This is a genomic window from Bacillus sp. SRL337, assembly GCF_984799155.1.
On record NZ_OZ481793.1, the window covers coordinates 1,637,111 to 1,661,557 of the forward strand.

Sequence of the window (24,447 nt, forward strand, 5' to 3'; positions counted from 1 at the left end):
TCAAACTCATCGTTTGAATATACTATTACCGATTCAAGCGAGACAGCAGGTTTTAGATTGACGGGGAGGGACTGTTGATGAAATTTTATACAATTAAGCTGCCTAAGTTTCTGGGCGGACTGGTGAAAGCGATGCTGGGGACATTTAAAAAAGAATAATGCCGCTGAACACCCTGGATGTACGGGGTGTTTTTTTCTTTTGTGAAAACCAGCGAGGGAATTTACATTAAAGTGAATGATTCTTTAGGAAAATTAGGACTGTAACGTGTTTTATTGGAGTGCGCTGGACTGGCGGAAGTCCACAAACCTGTACTGCGCTGAACGTCCCTTTCGCTGAAGCAGAATTCAACTTTGTTTTTCGAATAAAATGAAAAAGAGACATCCATCAGGATGTCTCTTTAATGAACATTATACACGTTCAACTTTACCGGATTTTAAAGCTCTTGCAGAAACCCAAACACGTTTTGGTTTTCCATCTACAAGAATGCGAACTTTTTGTAAGTTAGCGCCCCATGTACGCTTGTTAGCGTTCATTGCGTGGGAGCGAGCGTTGCCCGAACGAGCTTTACGGCCAGTTACTGCGCATTTTTTTGGCATGGTATTCCCTCCTCATAAAAGAAGCTGAAACAATATCAGTTGTTTCACATTTCAACATAGTCATAAAAGATACTTTAATAATTTATCATACAACCTCAAACAATGCAACACTTCTACAAAAAGATATCAAGAAAAATTACTTGACGCATAGCAGTGTGGAGCTGGCTCGAGGAGTCAGCCGGCGGAACCGGACAATAGAAAAGCGGAAGGCGCTGTTCAGGCCAGACAGGCACTGGAGGAAAAACTCTGAAAATCTTGATCTTGGATTTTTGGAGTTTTTTCGAAGTGGTCCGAGGGCCTGGCAGCTTGAACCGGACATGAACTAGTCAGCCTCTCAAGAATTCGAATCATCAATCAATTCTCAGGAAAATGTATATTCACCATGAAATAAGGGGTTATACTATAAATAGTAAGATGGTTCCTTGGAAAATAGTGTGTATGATGCTTAAAACGTCCTTTGTCATTACTTTGGCTTTTAAAAATAGTATAGATATAGTAAAATGTTTTTAGCCAAGCATGTATTTGAAGGGGGAACAATCATGTCCATCGAAATGAGAACGAAATTCGGGCAAATTGATATAACTAACGATGTCATTGCAATGATTGCAGGCGGAGCTGCTATAGATTGTTATGGTATTGTCGGAATGGCTTCTAAGAATCAAATCAAAGACGGTTTAACTGATATTCTGCGAAAAGAGAACTTCACTCGGGGTGTTATCGTTCGCCAGGAAGAGGAAGAAGTACATATTGATATGTATATCATCGTGAGTTATGGAACGAAAATTTCTGAAATCGCTCACAACGTACAATCAAAGGTCAAGTATACTCTTAACAAAACCGTGGGCTTGGCGGTCGATTCAGTAAATATTTTTGTTCAGGGTGTTCGAGTAACGAACCCGTAGTGAGGAGGAAGATTCGTGTCAATTACATCTTTGGAAGGAAAGCGTTTTGCGGAGATGGTCATCCAGGGTGCCAACAATCTGGCAGCCAACGCGAAGATGGTGGACGCTTTAAACGTATTTCCGGTTCCTGATGGTGATACTGGAACAAATATGAACTTATCCATGACTTCCGGAGCAAAGGAAGTTCAAAATAATGTGCAAGAACACATCGGTAAAGTGTCAGGGGCACTTTCTAAAGGCCTTCTGATGGGAGCAAGGGGCAACTCTGGTGTTATTCTTTCCCAGTTGTTCAGAGGTTTTGGGAAAGCGATTGAAAACAAATCAGCCCTTACCAGTGAAGAGTTTGCTTCAGCACTGCAGACAGGTGTGGAAACGGCTTATAAGGCCGTAATGAAGCCTGTTGAAGGTACGATTCTAACAGTGGCAAAGGACGCAGCTAAAAAAGCAGTGAGCGCTGCTGAAACTGAGAGTGACATTGCTGCCTTGATGGAAGCCGTAGTGAATGAAGCGAGGGCATCACTAAATAGGACTCCAGAGCTTCTTCCTGTATTGAAGGAAGTCGGTGTCGTGGACAGCGGCGGACAAGGACTGCTCCTTGTTTATGAAGGATTCCTTGCTGAGCTTAAAGGAGAACAGGTCTCCGAACATACTTCCCTTCCATCAATGGATGAAATGGTAAGTGCCGAGCATCATAAGAACATTCAGGGCTTCATGAATACTGAGGATATCGAGTTTGGTTATTGTACCGAGTTCATGGTTCGGTTCGAAGAAGGTAAAAAGACCTTCTCTGAAGAAGATTTCCGTAATGACTTAAGTGCATTTGGAGATTCCCTGCTTGTCATCAGTGATGAGGAGCTGGCTAAAGTACATATTCATTCTGAACAGCCTGGTGATGTCTTAAGCTACGGCCAAAAATATGGAAATCTGATCAACATGAAGATTGAAAACATGCGCCAGCAGCATAGTACGATTATGAATGAAACTTCTCATCAATTGGATTCAACTACTATTAAAACTGAAAAATCCAAAGAAAAGAAGGAATATGGCATTGTCACTGTGTCGATGGGTGAAGGCATTGCTGATCTGTTCCGCAGCATAGGTGCAGCTTATGTTATTGAAGGCGGCCAAACAATGAATCCAAGCACAGAAGATATTGTTAAAGCAGTGGAGGAAGTGAATGCAGAAAAAGTCATCATCCTTCCAAATAATAAAAATATCATCATGGCTGCCAACCAGGCTGCAGAAGTGATTGCGGGAGATGTCGTTGTGGTTCCGACCAAGACAGTTCCTCAGGGCATGGCTGCTTTGCTGGCATTCAACCCGTCAATTGGCACAGCTGATAATCAGAATTCCATGACAGAAGCCGCCAGTTATGTGAAAACAGGACAGGTGACATTTGCTGTAAGGGACACAAACATAGACGGCTTGAACATCAGGAAGGATGACTTCATGGGAATTTCAGAAGGCAAAATTGTCGTTACAGACAAAGAGCGCCTGAGTACGGCTAAGAAGCTCCTGGCTGAAATGCTCGATGCTGACTCTGAAATCCTGACGATTTTATACGGGGAGGATGCAGAGGAAGAAGAGATTGCTGCCCTGACTCAATATGTTGAAGAACAATTTGAAGATGTGGAAGTAGAGGTTCATAACGGCAAACAGCCACTCTATTCCTTTATTTTCTCAATAGAATAATTCAAGCGGAAATAGAAGGGCGATCGCCCTTCTATTTCCTTTTTTTGATGATCTTGAAAACCCCTGGCTATGCCGGGGGTTCCAGAGAGCTTAAAGCGTGGTATTAAAAAAACCTCGCTTCCATGATAGGATAAAGTTGGTTTCCCGACCACTTCATTCCATCATAGAAGGAGGTATGCCCTGTGAAGGACATGAACAGTTTAGCACATACAACTTGGAATTGTAAGTATCACTTAGTATTTGCACCGAAATACAGAAGACAGATTATATATGGAAAATACAAAAAGAGTATTGGGCAAATTATTCGAGATTTGTGTGAAAGGAAAGGTGTCATAATTCATGAAGCAAATGCCTGCCCGGATCACATTCATATGTTAGTGAGTATCCCACCAAAGTTAAGCGTATCTCAATTCATGGGTTACTTAAAAGGAAAAAGCAGTCTCATGATATTTGATCGCCATGCCAATTTGAAATATCGATATGGAAATCGAAAATTCTGGTGTCGTGGATTCTATGTTGATACAGTGGGCAGAAACAAGAAGCAAATCCAAGAATACATTAAGAATCAGCTGAAGGAAGATTATATGGCCGACCAGTTAACATTGTTCGAGGAACATGACCCGTTTACCGGACAGAAAAATCGGAAGAAATAAAGAAATTCTTTAGAATTAGTGAGTGAATGTGGTGCAGAAGGGAAACCATTCAGTGGGCCTTTTAGGCCGAGGCCGGTAAGAGAGGCTTCCAGCCGCAGAGCAAACCACCAGTTCACACTGGTGGTTTTGATTTTCGAAAGTTTTCATACTCCAGCGGTAACAGATGTCAGTATTCAAAAGTCATGTTATTATAGGGATAGACGGGCTTAAAATTAATGTAAATGAATAGATGATATTGATGTAACTGGGAAGGGGAGACGGCAATGAAGTATAAAAGTGTATTTGATATTATGGGACCTATCATGATTGGTCCATCAAGTTCTCATACTGCAGGAGCAGCCAGAATTGGGCGGGTTGCAAGGAATCTTTTTGGAAGGGACCCGGAATGGGCCGAAATTTCTTTTTATGGTTCGTTTGCCAAGACCTATAAAGGCCATGGAACCGATGTAGCCATTGTGGGCGGGCTAATGGATTATGATACATTTGACGAAAGAATAAAAGATTCTTTGAGAATAGCAAAAGAAAAAGGAATCCGAGTCAGGTTCCGTGAAGAAGACGCTGTTACGGATCACCCTAACACGGCCAGGATCCGCCTGGGTGATAAAAAAAGCGAGATGGAACTTGTCGGAATTTCGATTGGCGGCGGAAAAATAGAAGTTACGGAACTAAATGGCTTTGAATTAAAACTTACGGGCCACCATCCGGCAATCCTTGTTGTTCATGAGGACCGTTTTGGAGCCATCGCCGCTGTTTCACAGGTGCTGGCCAAACATGAAATCAATATCGGCCATATGGATGTATCCAGAAAAGAAGTCGGGAAAATGGCGCTCATGACTATTGAAATTGATCAAAATAATATTGATGATATAGTGATAGAGGAATTAAAAACATTGTCAAATGTTACCCAGGTGACCATGATTGCTGATTAATTAATGAAAACGTGACAGCGCTTTCAATAACTTGCGAAGGGAGTTTTATGATGTTTCGGAATGTAGCAGAATTAATTGAACTGGCAGAAAGCAGCAACAAGAAGATATCGGATATTATGATCGAACAGGAAATGGACTATAAAAACAAAACGTGGGATGACGTGTTCTCCCAAATGGAGAGAAACCTCGTTGTCATGGAAGAAGCGGTAGAAAAAGGTCTTAAGGGCGTGAAATCTCATTCAGGATTGACTGGGGGAGATGCAGTCCTTCTTCAAAAATACATTGAAAAGGGTAATTATCTTTCGGGTCAATTTTTATTGGATGCTGTCAGTAAGGCAGTTGCGACTAATGAGGTGAACGCGGCGATGGGAACGATATGTGCCACACCTACAGCAGGTTCTGCCGGTGTGGTCCCCGGCACACTTTTTGCAGTAAAGGAGAAGCTTAATCCAACGAGGGAAGAAATGGTCCGTTTCTTATTTGTGTCTGGAGCATTTGGTTTTGTAGTGGCAAATAATGCCTCCATTTCAGGTGCAGCCGGTGGATGTCAGGCAGAAGTCGGTTCTGCAGCAGGAATGGCGGCGGCGGCAATCGTCGAAATTGCCGGCGGAACACCAAGCCAAAGTGCAGAAGCGATGGCCATCACCTTGAAGAATATGCTTGGGCTTGTCTGTGATCCTGTTGCAGGGCTTGTTGAAGTCCCATGTGTCAAACGTAATGCAATGGGAGCAGCAAACGCAATGGTTGCAGCTGACATGGCACTGGCTGGAATAACAAGCCGCATTCCATGTGATGAAGTAATTGATGCGATGTATAAAATTGGACAGACAATGCCTGTAGCTTTAAGGGAGACAGCACAGGGCGGACTGGCGGCAACACCTACAGGACGTGAACTGGAGGCAAAAATCTTTGGAGTATCATTGAATAAAGGTGACTGATCTATTTTCTATTGCGGTAACGGATATTAAAGGGGTCGGTGGTGAGACTGCGTTGCAGCTGACTGCCATGGGTATTCAATCGGTCGGTGATCTGCTGGAATATGTTCCTTACCGGTATGAGGATTACCGCCTTAAAGACTTGGCGGAAGCAGAGCATGAAGAACGGGTAACAGTTGAAGGGAAAATACACTCTGCACCTTCCCTGATGTTCTATGGGAAAAAGAAGTCGCGTCTGAATGTACGTCTGTTTTCAGGCGGTTACCTTATTCAGGCGACTTTTTTTAATCAACCATATTTAAAGAAAAAATTGAATCTGCAGGATACCATTACGGTAACCGGGAAGTGGGATAAAAACCGGCAAATCATCACCGTCCAGCAGTACTCCCTTGGACCGCATACGGCTAAAGGGGATTTTGAACCTGTCTACTCCCTGAAGGGTTCAATCAAAAACCAGACACTGCGAAAATTCATCAGGTCAGCGTTCGACCTTTATGGAAATGATATCTCCGAGAATCTACCCGAAACACTAAGGATGCAGTATAAACTCCTCAACAAAAAGGAAGCCTTATTCAACCTTCACTTCCCGGCTGCGCCAACCAGCTTAAAACAGGCGCGCAGAAGGATGGTTTATGAAGAATTCCTGCTTTTCCAGCTGAAGATGCAGGCGTTGCGAAAGTTTGAGAGGGAGCATTCAAATGGGATTCAACAGAACTATGATCTGGATAAAATCAAAGAGTTCATCAACAGCCTGCCTTTCCCATTGACGGATGCGCAAAAAAGGGTCGTAAATGAAATTTCTGCAGATATGAAATCTCCTCACCGGATGAACAGGCTTTTGCAAGGGGATGTTGGTTCGGGGAAAACCGTGGTCGCTGCCATCGCTTTGTTTTCCACTATCACAGCAGGCTATCAAGGAGCATTGATGGTTCCTACAGAGATTCTTGCCGAGCAGCATGCTGAGTCTTTAAGTGAACTGCTTGGTCAAGCAGGGTTGAATACAGCCTTGTTGACAAGTTCGGTAAAAGGGAAACGCAGAAAGCTGTTACTGGAAAAGCTGCAAGAAGGAGAGATTGATGTACTCATTGGAACTCATGCTTTGATTCAGGATGAGGTCAATTTCAAAAACTTAGGACTGGTCATCACGGATGAACAGCACCGTTTCGGCGTCCAGCAAAGAAGAATCCTCAGGGAAAAAGGTGAGAGCCCTGATGTCCTTTTCATGACGGCAACCCCTATCCCGCGTACATTGGCCATTACTGTTTTTGGAGAAATGGATGTTTCCATCATCGATGAAATGCCTGCAGGCAGAAAAATAATAGAAACCTACTGGGCAAAGCAGGATAAACTGGAACGGGTGCTTGATTTTATGGAAAAGGAACTCTCGCAGGGCAGACAGGCGTATGTGATATGTCCGTTGATAGAAGAATCCGATAAGCTTGATGTACAAAATGCCATTGACGTCCATGCGCAGCTCGAATTTTACTTCCAGGAAAGGTATAAAGTCGGTCTAATGCACGGCAGGCTCCATTCCGATGATAAAGATGAAGTGATGAAAGCATTCAGCAGGAATGAGATCCAAGTCCTGGTTTCTACTACCGTTGTGGAAGTAGGGGTGAATGTCCCTAATGCGACCATGATGGTCATCTATGATGCTGAACGATTTGGGCTTTCCCAGCTTCATCAGTTGAGAGGACGGGTTGGAAGGGGAAGCAGCCAATCTTTTTGCGTCCTGCTGGCAGATCCCAAAACGGATGTAGGAAAAGAACGGATGCGAATCATGGCCGAAACGAACGATGGGTTTGAGTTGAGTGAGAAAGACCTTGAATTAAGGGGGCCGGGAGACTTCTTCGGGAAGAAACAAAGCGGACTTCCGGAATTCAAGGTGGCTGACATGATTCATGATTACCGTGCTCTCGAAGTTGCAAGAAATGATGCACAAAGGCTGATTCAAGGAGATCAATTCTGGCATGATCCCGAGTATGCTGCATTGAGGGGTTTTCTTGAACAAACTGGTGTCTTACAAGGAGAAAAATTGGACTAATAAATCAGATTGCAGATGCTTGCAATCTGATTTTTTAAATTATATACTACTATTAGTACCTAGTACTAATAGCGGATGGTGTTTAAAATGAGACCAACAAAAAAACAACGGCAACTACAGTTGTCAGATACAATAAAAGAAAATCCTTTTATTACCGATGAAGAACTTGCTGACCGGTTTGCTGTCAGTGTCCAAACAATCAGGCTGGACCGCATGGAACTTTCCATACCTGAATTAAGGGAAAGAATCAAGCATGTGGCAGAAAAGACATTCGAGGATGAAGTGAAATCCCTTCCTATAGAGGAAGTTATAGGGGAAATCATCGATATTGATCTCGATCGTAATGCAATTTCAATTTTTGATGTTAGAGGGGAGCACGTTTTTCAACGAAATAGGATTGCACGCGGACACCACCTATTTGCACAGGCCAATTCGCTGGCGGTCGCAGTTATTGACGACGATCTCGCTTTGACGGCTAAATCCCAGATTCGCTTTACACGGCCTGTCAAAGAAGGAGAACGGGTGATTGCCAAAGCGAAGGTAACCGATATACATAAAGAACGCACTATTGTGGAAGTGAATAGTTATGTCGGCGGTGAAAAAGTATTTGCCGGCGAATTTGAAATGTATCGTTCAAACGATACTGAAAAGGATGATGAACAATGAAGATAGCCATTGATGCAATGGGCGGAGACAATGCTCCAAAAGAGATTGTCCTTGGCGCAAAAAGGGCTGTGGAAGAGTTTCCGGACGTTGAAATCACCCTATTTGGCGACCAGGAAAGAATCAAAGCCGAAATCGGCGGTCATGAAAGAATTGAAATCGTACATACAACCGAAGTGATTCTTGGGACGGATGAGCCTGTCAGGGCGGTAAGGCGGAAGAAGGCCGCTTCCATGGTGCTTATGGCACAAGCTGTGGCTGACGGGAAGGCTGATGCCTGCATCTCGGCCGGAAACACAGGGGCACTAATGACTGCAGGATTATTTATCGTTGGAAGAATCAAAGGGATTGAGCGTCCTGCTCTCGCACCTACTCTCCCAACATTGGATGGAAAAGGGTTCCTGATGCTCGATCTTGGTGCGAACGCCGATGCCAAGCCAGAGCATCTGCTGCAATATGCCGTTATGGGCAGTATATACGCAGAAAAAGTCAGAGGCATAACGAATCCGAGAGTGAGTCTGTTGAATATAGGCACTGAAGAGAAAAAGGGTAACGAACTGACAAGAGCGGCATATTCCTTGCTGCAGCAATCTGAAGTTAATTTTATCGGAAATGTGGAATCAAGGGACCTTCTTGAAGGTACAGCTGACGTGGTGGTGACAGATGGGTTTACAGGAAATATGGTATTGAAAACAATTGAAGGAACTGCCTTATCGATTTTTTCAATGCTGAAAACAACTTTGACATCATCCTTCAAGAACAAAATCGCAGCAGGACTTGTGAAAAGTGACTTGAAAGAGCTGAAAAATATGCTTGATTATACTGAATATGGCGGAGCGGGCTTATTTGGCTTGAATGCACCTGTAATAAAAGCCCATGGATCATCGAATGCCAATGCCTTATTTAATGCCGTACGCCAGGCAAGGCAGATGGTCAGCCATTCTGTTTCTGAAACAATACGGGAAACGGCAATGAAAAAAGAAAATTAATCATAATGGAAGGGGATAATCAAATATGGGGAAGATTGCATTTGTGTTTCCTGGTCAAGGATCGCAGAAAACCGGGATGGGAAAAGAATTGGCTGAAAAATATCCACAAGTGGCAGAGTATTTTAATTCAGCAGACGAGAGGCTTGATATCGCCCTTTCACAACTGATCTTCGAAGGGCCGCAAGATAAACTGACATTAACGGAAAACGCCCAGCCGGCTCTGCTGACAACAAGTATCGCTTTCCTGCAGCTGCTGGAAGAGGAAGGGATCAAGCCGGATTATACGGCGGGACACAGCCTTGGGGAATACTCCGCATTGGTAGCTTCTGGCGCGCTTTCTTTTGAGGATGGAGTGTATGCGGTCCGTAAGCGTGGAGAATATATGGAAGAAGCGGTTCCGGCAGGAGAAGGGACAATGGCGGCAGTTCTGGGTATGGACCGCGAAAAGCTGTCAGCTATTACAGAACGGGTTTCTGCAGAGGGGAACCATGTAGGGCTGGCCAACTTGAATTGCCCTGGACAGATTGTCATTTCCGGTTCATTCCGCGGTGTGGAACTGGCTTCTGATCTTGCTAAAGAAGAAGGAGCAAAACGTGTGCTTCCATTACAGGTTAGTGGTCCTTTCCACTCTTCATTGATGAAGCCTGCTGCTGAGAACTTTTCCAGCGTGCTGAATGAAATCACCATCAATGATGCAGAGGTTCCGGTCATTGCTAACGTAAATGCCAAACCGATGACTGATGCCTCTGAAATCAAAGAGCGCTTGATTGAACAATTATATTCTCCGGTCCTTTGGGAAGATACAGTCGTGGAGCTGCTCGATGCAGGCGTGGATACCTTTGTCGAGATCGGACCGGGAAAAGTGCTTTCAGGATTGATCAAAAAGGTAAACCGCAGGGTGAATACCTTCTCGATAAATGATGAAGAAAGCTTTAGAGAGACATTAGAGAAGTTGAAGGAGGCTGCACAATGAATTTAGAAGGAAAAACAGCTTTGGTGACAGGTGCCTCACGTGGCATCGGAAGAGAGATTGCCCTTGAGCTTGCACGTCAAGGTGCAAATGTTGCCGTCAATTATGCAGGCAGTGAAGCAAAAGCCAACGAAGTGACTGATGAAATCAAAGCCATGGGCAGAGATGCATTTGCCATTCAGTGCAACGTAGCGGAGAGTGACTCTGTACAGGCTATGATAAAGGAAACGATTTCTCATTTTGGTTCTCTCGATATTCTGGTCAATAATGCTGGTATAACCAGGGACAATCTGCTGATGAGGATGAAGGAAGATGAATGGGATGAAGTCATCAATATCAACTTAAAAGGTGTGTTCCTTTGCACCAAGGCAGTCAGCCGTCAAATGATGAAACAGCGAAGCGGCCGGATCATAAACATTTCCTCCATCGTCGGTGTAAGCGGAAATCCGGGTCAGGCAAACTACGTTGCAGCCAAGTCCGGAGTAATCGGTTTGACGAAAACATCTGCCAGAGAACTTGCGGCCAGGGGAATCACGGTCAATGCAGTCGCTCCTGGGTTTATCTCAACAGACATGACAGATGAACTGAGTGAAGATGTGAAAGCTGAAATGCTTAAGGGAATTCCGTTAAGCAGGTTTGGTGAAGCTAAGGATATCGCGAAAGTGGTTGGTTTCCTAGCATCGGATGATTCTTCTTATATGACGGGGCAAACCCTTCACGTCGACGGCGGAATGGTCATGTAATTCTTTATAAAGCGGAAGGTGTGTGATCTCCTGCGGGCTTAGAGGCTCACCGCCCGCCTGGAGCAGAATTTATCTTACTTTTTCATATGAAAAGAAGTGTTAATGGCCAATTCTATTAATACAGTTTTATTACAAGAATGGAAAATCTAGAAACGGTTCTTGATTATTCATTAAAATCTACTATAATTACTTGAGGGGAGGTGACAAGAATGGCAGAAGTACTAGATCGCGTAACAAAGATTGTCGTTGACCGTCTTGGAGTTGACGAATCTCAAGTAACTCTTGAAGCTTCTTTCAAAGAAGACTTAGGAGCTGATTCACTAGACGTAGTAGAATTGGTTATGGAACTTGAAGACGAGTTCGACATGGAAATTTCTGATGATGATGCAGAAAAAATTGCAACAGTCGGTGACGCTGTGAACTACATAAATAACAAAGGCTAATCGATTTTAGGTGCTCCGCTGTATTGCGGAGCACTTGTTCCTTTTTAAGAGGCTGTTTTTGAAGAGTTATGGCACAGTATGTTCAGAACAGGATCCCGGCAGGAAATCAGATGCCGGCAGCCTCTTTCACTCGGGTGTCTGCCTCTTCAAGAACAACCTCTTTCTTTACAAGGGTGAGTGTTGCTTTCAGAAAAGCCCCAGGATCCGGATTCCCCCTTGATACCAGAGGGTGCCTTTCGAACGGGGAGAGCAGATCTTTTTTACTTACCAAGGCTTTTCATATGAATGATGGATATTCGTATTCAAATAGCTACAAATGTAAGAAAACAGCTTCTTAACAAACCATTTTGAAACTCTGTGAACAGTTATAAACAAACTTTGCGATTTCGCCGGTTTTATCATAAACTTAAATAGTGTGCAAAAATTATCGTATCAAAAGATTTTCCTATAAAGGTTGAGCGCCTTTTACCAATCAGCCGGGCACAAAGTGTTGAGCGCAAGCGGGGCATTCTTCTGAGGCGCTAAGTGGAATCAATCCAGCTTCAGCAGCCATCGCCAAGCAGGTTCGATCTTCCTTGCGATAAGGTCATCAGCAGCCCCCATTGTTTGCTGTGTTTCCTTTATCTCCAGGAGAGTTCAACGCCAGGCTCTAGTGGAAATTAACTTTACTGTTTAAAAAATTTTGTAATCATAAAAAGCAAGGTGGAGGCCCAATGAGGAAACAAGTAAGAAACAGGGATAAACAATCAATGCAGATCATTGATGAGAAATTCAAAGAGTTCCAGCGTGAACACGATATTCAATTTAATAACGAAAAGCTGCTAAGACAAGCATTCACACATTCATCATATGTGAATGAGCACCGGAAGAAACCCTATGAAGACAATGAACGTCTTGAATTCCTGGGTGATGCAGTACTGGAACTGACCGTATCACAATTTCTATATAAAAAATACCCAACCATGAGCGAAGGTGAATTAACGAAGCTTCGTGCCGCGATTGTATGTGAACCATCATTGGTAACCTTTGCAAATGAGTTGAAGTTCGGTCAACTTGTCTTCCTTGGAAAAGGAGAAGAATTGACGGGTGGAAGAGAACGTCCTGCCCTTTTAGCAGATGTATTCGAAGCCTTTATCGGTGCACTTTATTTAGATCAGGGGCTGGAAAAGGTTCTTTCCATATTAGAAAAGAATGTCTATCCAAAAATTAACTCCGGTGCTTTTTCTCATGTGATGGATTTTAAAAGCCAGCTGCAGGAACTCGTCCAAAGGGACAGCGCAGGCGTAATTGAGTATGGGATTCTCCATGAAAAAGGGCCAGCCCATAATCGTGAATTCATTTCCAGAGTCTGCTTGAATGGTGAAGAACTGGGAGTTGGAACGGGCAGATCAAAAAAAGAAGCTGAACAGCATGCTGCACAAATGGCATTGGAAAAACTCAAAACTAAGCTTGAAGAAAATTAAGGGGGAAGACTATGTTCCTCAAACAACTAGATGTCATAGGATTCAAATCGTTTGCAGAAAGGATTTCTGTTGACTTTGTTCCCGGCGTAACAGCAGTAGTCGGCCCGAATGGAAGCGGGAAAAGCAATATAATTGATGCCATCCGCTGGGTACTTGGAGAACAATCAGCTAAATCATTGCGCGGTGCCAAGATGGAGGATGTCATTTTTGCGGGAAGCGATTCGAGAAAGCCGTTGAACTTTGCTGAGGTTACACTGACACTGGATAACAGCGATGGTGCCCTTCCGATAGAATACAGCGAAGTCAGCGTAACACGCAGGGTTTTCAGGTCAGGTGATAGTGAATATCTCCTGAATAAACAACCATGCCGGTTGAAAGACATTATTGAACTATTCATGGACTCTGGCTTGGGAAAAGAAGCATTCTCAATTATAAGCCAAGGGAAAGTTGAAGAAATTTTAAACAGCAAACCTGAGGAAAGGCGCACTATCTTTGAGGATGCAGCGGGAGTTCTTAAATATAAAACGAGAAAAAAGAAAGCCGAAGCCAAACTCCAAGAAACCCAGGAGAATTTGAACCGCGTCAATGATATCATCTCCGAACTGGAGGGACAGGTAGAACCCCTGAAAATTCAAGCCTCCATGGCAAGGGACTATCTGGATCAAAAAGATGAACTAGAAAAAGTGGAGGTCGGTGTAACGGTATACGAAATCGAAGACCTTCATAAACAATGGCAGGACTTGAGCAGCTCATTCGAACAGCATGGAAAAGATGAACTGCAGCTTTCGGCGGAAATCCAAAAACGAGAAGCAAGACTTGAAAAACTCAGGGACAATGCTGCTGCACTTGATGAGTCCATTACCAAGCTCCAGGAGGTTCTTCTTTCTACCAGTGAAGAGCTAGAGAAGCTTCAAGGCAGAAAGCAGGTCCTTCACGAGAGGAAGAAGAATGCTTCCAACAATAGAGAGCAACTGGAAAAAAATCTGATAGAATCAGAAAACCGGATTGAAAAGCTTTATATTGAGCAAAAGGAAACGGAAACGGAATACGATACTATAAAAGCGGAAACAGAAAAGCTGCAAAAGCTTTTGTCAGAGAAACAGAAGCGTTACGAGCATTTCAATGATGACATCGAAACAATGATAGAAACGTTGAAAGGCGATTATATTGAAAAACTGAACCGTCAGGCTGCGGCCAAAAACGAAATTCAGTATCTGCAAAATCAGCTGAATCAACAAACAGGCCGGACCAGGAGGCTGGATGAGGATAACGAAAAGTTTCTTGCTCAACGGGAGGAAATCCAGCAAGCTCAGAAATTAACGGAGGCTCGTCTCCTGGAGCTTAAGGATTCCATAGATACACAGGTTGTGGCTTTCAGAAAAGAGAAAAATGACCTGGAATCGATGAAAAACATATCCCAAAAGCTTGAAAGTACTTTATATCAGGCTTATCAATTCCTGCAGCAGGCTAAATCACGGAAAGAAATGCTTGAGGAAATGGAAGATGACTACTCAGGCTTCTTTCAGGGTGTCAAGGAAGTACTTAAAGCAAGAAACAGCATCCTGAAAGGAATTGATGGTGCTGTTGCTGAACTGGTTTCTGTTCCCAAACAGTATGACAAGGCGATGGAGACTGCACTGGGTGCTGCCATGCAGCATGTGGTGGTCGAGAGTGAATCGCATGGACGGGAGGCGATTTCCTATTTAAAGAAGAATCAATATGGGCGGGCTACCTTCCTGCCGATGAATGTCATTAAAGGGAAGTCAATTCCTTCAGCACAATTATCCATGATGAGCAGTCAGGGAGCTTTTGTAGGAGTTGCATCAGACCTTCTTGAATATGATCGCAAGTACGATTCGATTGTCAGTAACCTGCTGGGAAATGTCATCATCACCGAAGATCTTAAGGGTGCCAATGCTCTTGCAAAAACAGTCGGCTACAGGTACCGGTTCGTCACACTTGACGGCGATGTGGTCAATCCGGGCGGATCAATGTCCGGGGGAGCTTCCAAACAGAAGAAATCCTCGCTTTTAAGCAGGAAAACTGAGCTGGAAGAGCTGACCGGCAAGTTGAAGCAGATGGAGGAAAAAACAACTGGGCTGGAAGGGCAGATTAAACAGTTTAAGTCGGATATATCACAAAGTGAAAAAAAGCTGGAAGATATGAGACTTAAAGGTGAGCAACTACGGTATAAAGAACAGGAGCAGAAATCCAAGCAGCGTGAATTGGAATTATCCAGAAAGAATATGGATGAAAGACTTTCTTTATATGATCTGGAAAAAGGAGAATTTTCAGATCAGAAAATCAAGAATGAAACACGGATAAAAGAACTGCAAACTGAACTGGATACGATTGCTCAGGAACTTCTTACAATGGAATCAAGGATTGAAGACTTAACTGATCAAAAGAATAATGACAGAACATCCAAAGAAGAAATTTCTGGTGAAATCAGTGAGCTTAAGGCCGTTCTTGCTGCAAAATACGAACAGCTCAATGCCAGTAAGAGTGTTTTGCTGCGTTTAACCGATGAACTTGAGCAGTCTCAAAAGAAGAAGAGAGACTATGAAGATGATCTTAACTGGCTCACCAGCGAAATGGAAAATGATTTTTCAGGAGAAGAAAAACTTCAGGAAGATGCTGAAGCCAGAGCGCGTGAAAAGCTGGAAACAGCCAGCCTGATCAGCAGCCGCCGGGAAGGAAGAATGAAGCTTCAAACCGAAGTGGAAGACGAAGAACTGCACCTGAAAGAGATGAAAAGGCAGCATAAGGGATTGATGGGGGCCCTTAAAGACGAGGAAGTGAAGATTAATCGCTTGGACGTTGAACTGGAAAACCGTCTTGCCCACCTGCGTGAAGAGTACATGCTTACCTTTGAGGCAGCGAAAGAAGATTATCCGCTGACAATGGATATCGATGAAGCCAGAAAGAAAGTCAAACTCATAAAAATGGCTCTCGAGGAGCTGGGTACAGTCAATCTTGGAGCAATCGATGAATATGAACGCGTTTCTGAGCGTTATCAATTTCTCCTTGAACAACAAACGGATCTTCAGGAGGCAAAAGAAACTCTCCATGAAGTCATCCGTGAAATGGATACTGAGATGGTCAAAAGGTTCGGCTACACATTCCATGCCATTAAATCTGAATTTGAAGGTGTATTCACAGCCTTATTCGGCGGTGGCAGAGCAGAACTGAAACTGACTTCACCGGAAGACCTGTTGAACACAGGGGTTGATATCGTTGCACAACCACCAGGGAAGAAACTGCAAAATCTTGGTCTGCTTTCTGGAGGAGAGCGTGCCTTAACAGCTATCGCACTGTTGTTTTCCATCTTGAAAGTCCGTCCTGTTCCCTTCTGTATATTGGATGAAGTGGAAGCGGCTCTGGATGAAGCGAATGTTCAAAGATTCAGCAAATATCTAAAAAAATTCAGCCAGGAAACCCAATTCATCGTCATTACCCATCGAAAAGGAACGATGGAGGATGCTCATGTCCTGTATGGGGTGACTATGCAAGAGTCAGGTGTTTCCATGATGGTATCAGTAAGATTGGAAGAGACGAAAGAATTTGTACAAGCTAAATAAGGCAGGTGCTTAAAAGTGAGCTTTTTTAAGAAACTAAAAGAAAAATTTTCAACCTCTCCTGATTCAGTCACAAATAAGTTTAAAGACGGTCTTTCTAAAACAAGGAATAATTTCACATCGAAAGTAAATGACCTTGTGGCGAGATACCGTAAGGTGGACGAAGACTTCTTTGAAGAACTGGAAGAAATCCTGATTGGTGCTGATGTCGGCTTTGATACGGTCATGGAACTTGTCGATCAATTGAAGTACGAGGCGAAACGGCAGAACATTCAGGAAACCAGCGAACTCCAAAGCGTAATCTCTGAAAAACTGGTAGAGATTTATGAAGGCGGCGAGGGAGCCTCCAGTGAACTTAACATTCAGGAGGAGACCTTGACAGTCATTCTATTTGTTGGTGTAAACGGAGTAGGTAAGACGACGACAATCGGCAAGATGGCTCACATGTTCAAAGATCAGGGAAAAAATGTTCTGCTGGCTGCCGGCGACACATTCCGTGCCGGGGCCATCGATCAACTAGAAGTGTGGGGAGAGAGAGCTGGTGTACCGGTCATCAAGCACTCGGAAGGATCTGATCCGGCTGCAGTCATCTATGATGCTGTTCAATCCGCAAAAGCGAAAAAGGCAGATATCCTGCTGTGTGATACGGCCGGTCGTTTGCAAAATAAGGTCAACCTTATGAACGAACTTCAAAAGGTGAAAAGGGTAATTGAACGGGAAATTCCCGGAGCACCACACGAAGTACTTCTTGTGCTTGATGCAACAACAGGCCAAAACGCTTTGCTTCAAGCCAAAACGTTCAAAGAGGCAACGAATGTATCGGGTATCGTCCTGACCAAACTTGATGGAACAGCCAAAGGCGGAATCGTCATCGGAATTAAAAATGAACTGCAAATCCCGGTCAAATTCGTCGGCCTGGGTGAAAAAGTCGATGACCTTCAACAATTTGATGCCGAAAAGTATGTATATGGATTGTTTTCAACCATTGTCGACGAAGAAGAGATGGAAGAGTAAGACCTATTTAGCCGCGATAAGCTCATTTTGCTTATCGCGTTTTTTTGTTTCTTTCTTGGAGGAAGGTCACAAAGCTTTATAAGACTAGAGCACAGGGAAAACTGGTTTAAGATTCTGATATAGTGTCCATAAGACTAAAAAAGCAATGAAAACTGGCTTAGGGTGTCTCATGGAGTGTCCATAAGACTAAAAAAGCAATGAAAACTGGCTTAGGGTGTCTCATGAAGCGTTCATAAGACCAAAAAAGCAGTGAAAACTGGCTTAGGGTGTCTCATGAAGCTTCCATAAGACTAAAAGAGCAGTGAAAACTGGGTTAGGTTGTCTTATGGAGCGTTCATAAGACTAAAAAAAAGTTTAACCCCGGATTAGGGTATCACATGGAGCGTTCATAAGACCAAAAAAGCATTAAAAACCGAATTAGGGGATCTCATGCAGCGGCCCTCCAATCCGTACGCCACTGAGCGGGGCACCTTCACTTTTGATTCATCCAGTTCCGGGTCCACACAGCGGCTAGCAGATTTCAGTCCATCCCCTTCCGATAATTCATCATCGAATCGCTGGCCACTCGCTGTGTTTCATTTATCTCATGCAGCAACCCTCCAATCCGTACGCCGCTAAGCGGGACCCCTACACTTTTGATACTTGACATTCACCCAATTCCCCTGTATTCTTCTAATGTAAAGGTTTTTCACTTAACACAAGGGGGAGAGGAAATGCTGGAGAAGACGACACGTATGAACTATCTCTATGATTTTTATCAGTCGCTATTAACTCCAAAGCAAAGCAGTTACATGTCCCTCTACTACTTGGACGACTTTTCTCTGGGTGAAATCGCCGAGGAATATGAGATCAGCCGTCAAGCAGTTTATGATAATATCAAGCGTACAGAAGCGATGCTTGAAGAATATGAAGAAAAGCTTTTATTATTTCAGAAGTTTCAAGAGCGCAGCAAGCTTTTGCGGGAAATCAAACAGTTGCTTAATACAGAAGACAATAAAACGTCGGAACTAGAAGAGCTGTTAGAAAAGCTCGAGAAATTGGATTAGGAGGCGGCACTTATGGCATTTGAAGGATTAGCCGACCGACTGCAAGGCACGATTCAGAAAATCCGCGGAAAAGGGAAAGTCAATGAAGCGGATGTAAAAGAAATGATGCGTGAAGTCCGTCTTGCCTTGCTTGAAGCAGACGTAAATTTCAAAGTAGTAAAAACTTTCGTTAAGAAGGTAAGTGAGCGGGCTGTCGGACAGGAAGTCATGCAGAGCCTGACACCTGGGCAACAGGTTATCAAAGTCGTTAAAGAAGAACTTACTGAACTAATGGGTGGAGAGCAAAGCCAAATCGCCGTTGCCAAGCGCCCGCCAACCGTCATTATGATGGTTGGTCTTCAGGGGGCGGGTAAAACCACGACTACTGGTAAGCTAGCCAATCTTCTGAGAAAGAAATATAACCGCAAACCATTGCTGGTGGCGGCAGATATTTACCGTCCTGCAGCGATCAAACAGCTGGAAACACTTGGAAAGCAATTGAGCATGCCTGTATTCTCTTTGGGAGATCAGGTGAGTCCTGTGGAAATTGCGAAGCAGGCAATCGAGAAAGCGAAGGAAGAGCACCATGATTATGTTCTGATAGATACAGCCGGACGCCTTCACATTGATGAAAAGCTGATGGGTGAATTGGAGGATATCAAGGAGCTTGCGAACCCTGACGAAATTTTCCTTGTTGTCGATGCAATGACCGGGCAGGATGCAGTCAATGTTGCCCAAAGTTTTAACGAATCATTGGGGATATCCGGAGTAGTCCTCACGAAACTCGACGGAGATACCCGTGGTGGAGCTGCTCTTTCCATCAGATCTGTTACGGAAAAACCGATTAAGTTTGTCGGGATGGGTGAAAAGCTTGATGCACTCGAGCCGTTCCATCCTGAGCGAATGGCTTCCCGTATTCTGGGGATGGGTGATGTTCTCTCATTGATTGAAAAGGCTCAAGCAAATGTTGATGAGGATAAAGCCAAGGAACTTGAAAAGAAAATGAGGACCATGTCCTTTACCTTTGAGGATTTCCTTGAACAGCTGGGACAAGTTAAGCAGATGGGACCTCTTGATGAATTGATCAAGATGATGCCTGGAGCGAACAAAATGAAAGGCCTGGATAAGCTTCAAGTGGATGAAAAACAACTTAGTCATGTCGAAGCGATCATTCAATCCATGACCAAAGAAGAGAAGCAGCATCCGGAAACCATCAATGCCAGCAGGAAAAAACGAATCGCGAGAGGAAGCGGAAGGAATATTCAGGAAGTCAACCGCTTGCTGAAGCAATTCGAAGACATGAAAAAAATGATGAAACAAATGAGCGGAATGCAAGCCAAAGGAAAGAAGAAAGGCTTTAAATTACCGTTTATGTAAAATTTAGTTTTAGCAGTTAATTATATCTTTTCACTTTGGGATTCATTCACGGACGGGTGTGCGTCACCTTCGGGATAAACGGGGCACATCTGCCCTGCAAAAGTCGTGCATGCTGCACTGGAAACCAATTTATCCAAAGTGAACAAGCAAAAATTCAAAAGAAAATTCAACTGTTAAGAAAAAACACTTTACAAACAAAATACACACTGATAATATATCTACTTGTGTAAAACTATTCGGAGGTGCTTTAAACATGGCAGTAAAAATTCGTTTAAAACGTATGGGAGCTAAAAAGTCTCCTTTCTATCGTATTGTAGTAGCAGATTCTCGTTCACCACGTGATGGACGTCAAATTGAAACAGTTGGAACATACAACCCAGTTGCTCAACCAGCTGTAGTTGATATCAATGAAGAGCTAGCTCTTAAATGGATGCAAAATGGTGCTAAACCATCTGACACAGTTCGCAACCTTTTCTCTAAACAAGGTATCATGGAAAAATTCCACAACGCTAAAAACAGCAAATAATTGTGGAACAAATGAAAGATTTGATCTTAACGATTGTGGCTCCCCTTGTGGACCGACCTGAAGATGTAGAGATACATGTTGAGGAAAAGGATGAATCCATCACTTATAAACTTATGCTTCATCCCGAAGACATGGGCAAAGTGATCGGCAAGCAAGGGCGGGTCGCAAAGTCGATTCGAACAGTGGTTTATGCAGCGGCAGGATCACATGAACAAAAGAGAGTCTTTCTTGAAATCGCAGAATAACAACAAGAGTGGACAGAAGTGATGCCTAAATGGCCCACTAACATCCACAACATAAGATAGTTAGCAAAGGGAGGAGAAAACACCTCCCTTTTTACATACCATTTTATAATGCCAGCTGGAATGCGGGTGTTTAATATACATCGCTGGGTCTGGTCAATTTTATTTTTTATAGGCAGATTATGATGCATGAACTGTTTCTGATGGCATGAACACTGTTTATAGAGATATGTACTGCACTTTCTTATCAGGCTGTTAGTTGGATAGGTTGTTATATAGAATATTTGATCAGCGGGCTGGTTTCATAAGGGAACATTATCCTGGGCTATCCCTCACCCCAGGGAATTCTTGAGGTCATGGTTTTGATCCTATCGTTGATTGGAGTGGAAGCAAGGTGCAGTGAAACTTCCTGCGGGAGCAGAGAAACTCGTCTGACTCGAGCAGCCAGCGGATAGCTGGCCCTCCTTATGAATCCCAGCTGCATGGCTTAGCTGCTAGCGTAGCGGACTTCCTGACGCCTCCTTGCGATTAGTCAATACCAACTCAATCCGTTCCCTTTATCTCATGCGGGAGCGCCAATACGCCCGTCGCTGAACGGAGGCTTCCGCTTTTTGATAGAAGACCCCGGAAGCGCTGTTGGGAAGGCTCGCGGTCCGCCCTGCGGAGTCATATACCGAAACGGAAATCAACATACTCATTAAACCAAGAAGAATACGGGCTTTTGATTAAAAACCAAGTCATGAAAAAGCAACATTCATAGGAGGCGGAAAAATGAAGATACTCCAGAATGTCACAGTTAACCAGGTTTTGACCGAAACGAGCAAAAAAGCTCTGCTTGAAAAGTATGAAGGAAAAAAGCTCCAGCTTCAAAAAGAATGTGAACAACTGAGATTTGAATTAAAGAAGATGGAAAAGACAAAAAAATACTCCTCTCAGAACCTGAAATCCCATTTTGAAAAAGAAATAGAATTAAGAATGGAAAAAATTAAGCTCACAGACTTTCAAATTGACCAGCTAAACATCCTGCCTATTGGAAGTGAGTTGAAAGATAAAGAGGTTCAAGGGATTGTCGATGTGGAAGTGGGGGATAATTGGGAAGAAAAGAACTCCTCACGGACGATAGTCATAAAAGACGGTTATATTAGCGAAATACGTTAGGTAGAGGTGATATAGATGGAGAAGTGGTTTAACGTTGGCAAGATTGTAAATACTCATGGTGTCAGAGGAGAAGTCAGAGTCATTTCGAGGACGGACTTTCCTGAGGAAAGGTATCAGGCTGGGAGCAAACTTTACCTGTTTTCGGAAAAAGGGGGGGAGCCGCTGGAATTGGCAGTTGAAACCCACCGCAAGCACAAGAATTTCGATTTACTGACATTCCAAGGGTATAATGACATCAGTGAAGTTGAACCATTAAAAAATGGACTTCTTAAAGTCAATGAAACGCAGCTTGGTGATCTGGATGAGGGCGAATATTACTTCCATGAAATCATAGGCTGTTTTGTTAAAACGGCAGACGGTGAGGAAATCGGTCCTGTAAAAGAAATCCTGACTCCCGGAGCGAATGATGTGTGGGTAATAAAAGGAGCTAAAGGAAAAGAAATATTGATTCCGTTTATAGATGAGATTGTGAAGGAAATCGATGTGGAAAAAAAGATGATTGTCATTGAGCCTATGGAAGGACTCTTATCATGATGAAAATCGATGTGCTTTCCCTGTTTCCCTCCATGTTCAACGGTGTTTTAGGTGAATCCATTTTAAAAAAAGGACAAGAAAAAGGTGTTGTGCAATACAATGTCGTCAATTTCCGTGATTTTGCGGATAATAAACATGGACAAGTAGATGATTACCCTTATGGCGGAGGGGCTGGAATGGTTCTTAAACCGCAGCCCATCTTTGATGCTGTAGAATCCTTGTCAAGCATGGAAGAGCCGCATAGAAAGCCGCGTGTCATCCTCTTATGCCCACAAGGGGAACGCTATAGCCAAATCAAAGCGGAAGAGCTTTCTGAAGAGGAACACTTGATCTTTGTATGCGGGCATTACGAAGGCTATGATGAGAGGATCAGGGAGAATATCGTGACAGATGAGATTTCCATAGGAGATTTTGTCCTGACAGGCGGGGAGCTCGGCGCGATGGTTATTATTGACAGTGTCGTCCGTCTTCTGCCGGGAGTCCTTGGCAATGAAGATTCACCTGTTTTGGATTCTTTTTCTTCAGGATTCCTTGAACATCCCCATTACACAAGGCCCGCTGATTTCAGGGGCATGAAGGTTCCGGCTGAATTGATATCAGGGAACCATAAGCTCATTGAAGAGTGGAGGGAAAGGGAGTCTTTGAGAAGGACTTTTGATAGAAGGCCGGATTTACTTGAAGATAAAGAGCTGAACGAACGCCAGAAAAAATGGCTGGAAGTATGGAAAAATGATAGAAACTAGTTGATTCATGATTCTCTGTGTGTTATTATTACATTTGTGACTTGATCAGATATTTTCTGACCGGTCATCGATTAGGGTGTTCCGCTGCAATAAATCGTTTTTGTAAGAGCATCTGGTGGAAGGAGATGAAATAGATGCACAAATTAATCGAAGAAATTACAAAAGAACAACTTCGCTCTGATTTACCATCATTCCGTCCTGGTGATACAGTTCGCGTACACGTTAACATTGTTGAGGGTACTCGCGAGCGTATCCAGGTATTTGAAGGTGTAGTAATCAGCCGTCGCGGTGGCGGAATCAGTGAAACGTTCACAGTTCGTAAAATTTCTTATGGTGTTGGTGTTGAGCGTACATTCCCTGTACACACACCAAAAATTGCGAAGCTTGAAGTTATTCGCCGCGGTAAAGTACGCCGTGCGAAACTTTACTACTTGCGTAATCTGCGCGGTAAAGCTGCTCGTATCAAAGAAATTCGATAATGTAGAGACGAAAAAGGAGCTTGGAAACAAGCTCCTTTTTCAGTTTGCACACAAAATCAATCCTTTGAGGCTTTTGTAATCATGGCTTCATAATAAGTGCATCATATATCCTGTTTTTGGGTATATCTGATGTAAGCCGTGTCTATTTTTTGTAGAATAATAAATAGGGGAAAATTGAGACACAGGAGGGGAACCTGTTGGCCAAGCAGAAGAATGAACTATGGGAATGGAGTAAAGCATTATTGATAGCGGTTGGACTTGCTGCACTAATCCGATACTTTTTATTTACTCCGATAGTTGTGGATGGGCTATCGATGATGCCGACCTTACATAATGGAGACAGGATGATTGTCAACAAATTAAGCTATAGCATGGGTCAGCCTGACAGGTTTGATATCATTGTTTTTCATGCCCCGGAGCAGAAGGACTACATCAAGCGTGTAATCGGGCTTCCCGGGGATATCATCGAATATGAAAATGATGTCCTCTACATTAATGGCAAGGCATATGACGAACCTTATTTGGAAGAATATAAGGAACAGGTCAATGACGGCCTTTTGACGGAAGATTTCACACTTGAAGAGAAAATCGGACAGGAAAAAGTCCCTGAAGGCACCTTGTTTGTAATGGGGGATAACCGGAGATTCAGCAAGGACAGCCGTCATATAGGCGTAGTGAGTGTCGAGGAAGTTATAGGCAGTACCAATGTCATATACTGGCCGATCAAAGACATAGAAGTTATTAAGTAG

Annotated in this window: 26 protein-coding genes; 24 read left to right on the forward strand and 2 right to left on the reverse strand. The window is 43.5% G+C overall.

Features of this window, described 5'->3' with window-relative positions:
• Positions 1 to 77 precede the first annotated feature (77 nt).
• Complete coding sequence (gene spoVM / locus AC4E8A_RS07985; protein WP_006837352.1) at positions 78 to 158, forward strand: stage V sporulation protein SpoVM; 81 nt, start codon at positions 78 to 80, stop codon at positions 156 to 158.
• 249 nt (positions 159 to 407) lie between these two features.
• On the opposite strand, the gene rpmB is transcribed toward spoVM, so the two are convergent.
• The gene (gene rpmB / locus AC4E8A_RS07990; RefSeq protein ID WP_409253662.1) at positions 408 to 596 is read right to left on the reverse strand and encodes a 50S ribosomal protein L28; all 189 of its coding nucleotides are present in this window, start codon (positions 594 to 596) and stop codon (positions 408 to 410) included.
• 539 nt (positions 597 to 1,135) lie between these two features.
• On the opposite strand from rpmB, the gene AC4E8A_RS07995 reads away from it, so the two are divergent.
• From AC4E8A_RS07995 to ftsY, 14 genes are all read left to right on the forward strand, one after another.
• A complete protein-coding gene (locus tag AC4E8A_RS07995; protein ID WP_490197853.1) occupies positions 1,136 to 1,498 on the forward strand; it encodes an Asp23/Gls24 family envelope stress response protein in 363 nt (120 codons plus the stop codon).
• Positions 1,499 to 1,513: 15 nt separating this feature from the next.
• Positions 1,514 to 3,190 carry a DAK2 domain-containing protein gene (locus tag AC4E8A_RS08000; protein WP_490197855.1) on the forward strand — a complete coding sequence of 559 codons (1,677 nt, stop codon included), beginning with the start codon at positions 1,514 to 1,516 and terminating at the stop codon, positions 3,188 to 3,190.
• 191 nt (positions 3,191 to 3,381) lie between these two features.
• Complete coding sequence (gene tnpA / locus AC4E8A_RS08005; protein ID WP_119549773.1) at positions 3,382 to 3,843, forward strand: IS200/IS605 family transposase; 462 nt, start codon at positions 3,382 to 3,384, stop codon at positions 3,841 to 3,843.
• Positions 3,844 to 4,106: 263 nt separating this feature from the next.
• Positions 4,107 to 4,772, forward strand: coding sequence for an L-serine ammonia-lyase, iron-sulfur-dependent subunit beta (gene sdaAB / locus AC4E8A_RS08010; RefSeq protein ID WP_490197856.1), 666 nt, complete (start codon positions 4,107 to 4,109; stop codon positions 4,770 to 4,772).
• 50 nt (positions 4,773 to 4,822) lie between these two features.
• A complete protein-coding gene (sdaAA, locus tag AC4E8A_RS08015; protein ID WP_490198802.1) occupies positions 4,823 to 5,710 on the forward strand; it encodes an L-serine ammonia-lyase, iron-sulfur-dependent, subunit alpha in 888 nt (295 codons plus the stop codon).
• Positions 5,703 to 7,751: an ATP-dependent DNA helicase RecG gene (gene recG / locus AC4E8A_RS08020; RefSeq protein WP_490197858.1), complete on the forward strand. Its 2,049-nt coding sequence runs from the start codon at positions 5,703 to 5,705 to the stop codon at positions 7,749 to 7,751. Before sdaAA ends, recG begins: the two co-directional genes overlap by 8 nt.
• 87 nt (positions 7,752 to 7,838) lie before the next feature.
• On the forward strand, positions 7,839 to 8,417 hold the full coding sequence (gene fapR, locus AC4E8A_RS08025) for a transcription factor FapR (RefSeq protein WP_490197859.1): 579 nt from the start codon (positions 7,839 to 7,841) through the stop codon (positions 8,415 to 8,417).
• Positions 8,414 to 9,403, forward strand: coding sequence for a phosphate acyltransferase PlsX (plsX, locus tag AC4E8A_RS08030; protein ID WP_490197860.1), 990 nt, complete (start codon positions 8,414 to 8,416; stop codon positions 9,401 to 9,403). Before fapR ends, plsX begins: the two co-directional genes overlap by 4 nt.
• A gap of 25 nt (positions 9,404 to 9,428) precedes the next feature.
• Entirely contained in the window at positions 9,429 to 10,376 is a 948-nt protein-coding gene (gene fabD / locus AC4E8A_RS08035; RefSeq protein ID WP_490197861.1) for an ACP S-malonyltransferase, read from the forward strand.
• On the forward strand, positions 10,373 to 11,116 hold the full coding sequence (fabG, locus tag AC4E8A_RS08040) for a 3-oxoacyl-[acyl-carrier-protein] reductase (protein ID WP_490197862.1): 744 nt from the start codon (positions 10,373 to 10,375) through the stop codon (positions 11,114 to 11,116). Before fabD ends, fabG begins: the two co-directional genes overlap by 4 nt.
• A 209-nt stretch (positions 11,117 to 11,325) precedes the next feature.
• Complete coding sequence (gene acpP, locus AC4E8A_RS08045) at positions 11,326 to 11,559, forward strand: acyl carrier protein (protein ID WP_490197863.1); 234 nt, start codon at positions 11,326 to 11,328, stop codon at positions 11,557 to 11,559.
• A gap of 713 nt (positions 11,560 to 12,272) precedes the next feature.
• The gene (gene rnc / locus AC4E8A_RS08050; protein WP_490197865.1) at positions 12,273 to 13,022 is read left to right on the forward strand and encodes a ribonuclease III; all 750 of its coding nucleotides are present in this window, start codon (positions 12,273 to 12,275) and stop codon (positions 13,020 to 13,022) included.
• Positions 13,023 to 13,033: 11 nt separating this feature from the next.
• Positions 13,034 to 16,603: a chromosome segregation protein SMC gene (gene smc, locus AC4E8A_RS08055; RefSeq protein ID WP_490197866.1), complete on the forward strand. Its 3,570-nt coding sequence runs from the start codon at positions 13,034 to 13,036 to the stop codon at positions 16,601 to 16,603.
• Between the two features lie 15 nt (positions 16,604 to 16,618).
• The gene (ftsY, locus tag AC4E8A_RS08060) at positions 16,619 to 17,614 is read left to right on the forward strand and encodes a signal recognition particle-docking protein FtsY (protein WP_490197867.1); all 996 of its coding nucleotides are present in this window, start codon (positions 16,619 to 16,621) and stop codon (positions 17,612 to 17,614) included.
• A gap of 520 nt (positions 17,615 to 18,134) precedes the next feature.
• On the opposite strand, the gene AC4E8A_RS08065 is transcribed toward ftsY, so the two are convergent.
• Positions 18,135 to 18,263 carry a hypothetical protein gene (locus AC4E8A_RS08065; RefSeq protein ID WP_490197868.1) on the reverse strand — a complete coding sequence of 43 codons (129 nt, stop codon included), beginning with the start codon at positions 18,261 to 18,263 and terminating at the stop codon, positions 18,135 to 18,137.
• A gap of 64 nt (positions 18,264 to 18,327) precedes the next feature.
• Here AC4E8A_RS08065 and AC4E8A_RS08070 point away from each other — a divergent pair, with 64 nt between their 5' ends.
• The 9 genes from AC4E8A_RS08070 (at position 18,328) to lepB (ending at position 24,447) form a co-directional block, all read left to right on the forward strand.
• Positions 18,328 to 18,660, forward strand: coding sequence for a putative DNA-binding protein (locus tag AC4E8A_RS08070; protein ID WP_490197870.1), 333 nt, complete (start codon positions 18,328 to 18,330; stop codon positions 18,658 to 18,660).
• Between the two features lie 12 nt (positions 18,661 to 18,672).
• Positions 18,673 to 20,016, forward strand: coding sequence for a signal recognition particle protein (gene ffh, locus AC4E8A_RS08075; protein ID WP_490197871.1), 1,344 nt, complete (start codon positions 18,673 to 18,675; stop codon positions 20,014 to 20,016).
• A 253-nt stretch (positions 20,017 to 20,269) separates the two neighbouring features.
• Positions 20,270 to 20,542 carry a 30S ribosomal protein S16 gene (gene rpsP / locus AC4E8A_RS08080; RefSeq protein WP_490197872.1) on the forward strand — a complete coding sequence of 91 codons (273 nt, stop codon included), beginning with the start codon at positions 20,270 to 20,272 and terminating at the stop codon, positions 20,540 to 20,542.
• 11 nt (positions 20,543 to 20,553) lie between these two features.
• Positions 20,554 to 20,787 carry a KH domain-containing protein gene (locus AC4E8A_RS08085; protein WP_490197873.1) on the forward strand — a complete coding sequence of 78 codons (234 nt, stop codon included), beginning with the start codon at positions 20,554 to 20,556 and terminating at the stop codon, positions 20,785 to 20,787.
• 768 nt (positions 20,788 to 21,555) lie between these two features.
• Positions 21,556 to 21,942, forward strand: a complete 387-nt coding sequence (locus AC4E8A_RS08090; protein ID WP_490197875.1) for a YlqD family protein — start codon at positions 21,556 to 21,558, stop codon at positions 21,940 to 21,942.
• A 15-nt stretch (positions 21,943 to 21,957) separates the two neighbouring features.
• Complete coding sequence (rimM, locus tag AC4E8A_RS08095) at positions 21,958 to 22,476, forward strand: ribosome maturation factor RimM (RefSeq protein ID WP_490197876.1); 519 nt, start codon at positions 21,958 to 21,960, stop codon at positions 22,474 to 22,476.
• Entirely contained in the window at positions 22,476 to 23,219 is a 744-nt protein-coding gene (gene trmD / locus AC4E8A_RS08100) for a tRNA (guanosine(37)-N1)-methyltransferase TrmD (protein ID WP_490198803.1), read from the forward strand. Before rimM ends, trmD begins: the two co-directional genes overlap by 1 nt.
• A 134-nt stretch (positions 23,220 to 23,353) precedes the next feature.
• Positions 23,354 to 23,698, forward strand: coding sequence for a 50S ribosomal protein L19 (gene rplS, locus AC4E8A_RS08105; RefSeq protein WP_421384555.1), 345 nt, complete (start codon positions 23,354 to 23,356; stop codon positions 23,696 to 23,698).
• Positions 23,699 to 23,895: 197 nt separating this feature from the next.
• Complete coding sequence (lepB, locus tag AC4E8A_RS08110; RefSeq protein WP_490197878.1) at positions 23,896 to 24,447, forward strand: signal peptidase I; 552 nt, start codon at positions 23,896 to 23,898, stop codon at positions 24,445 to 24,447.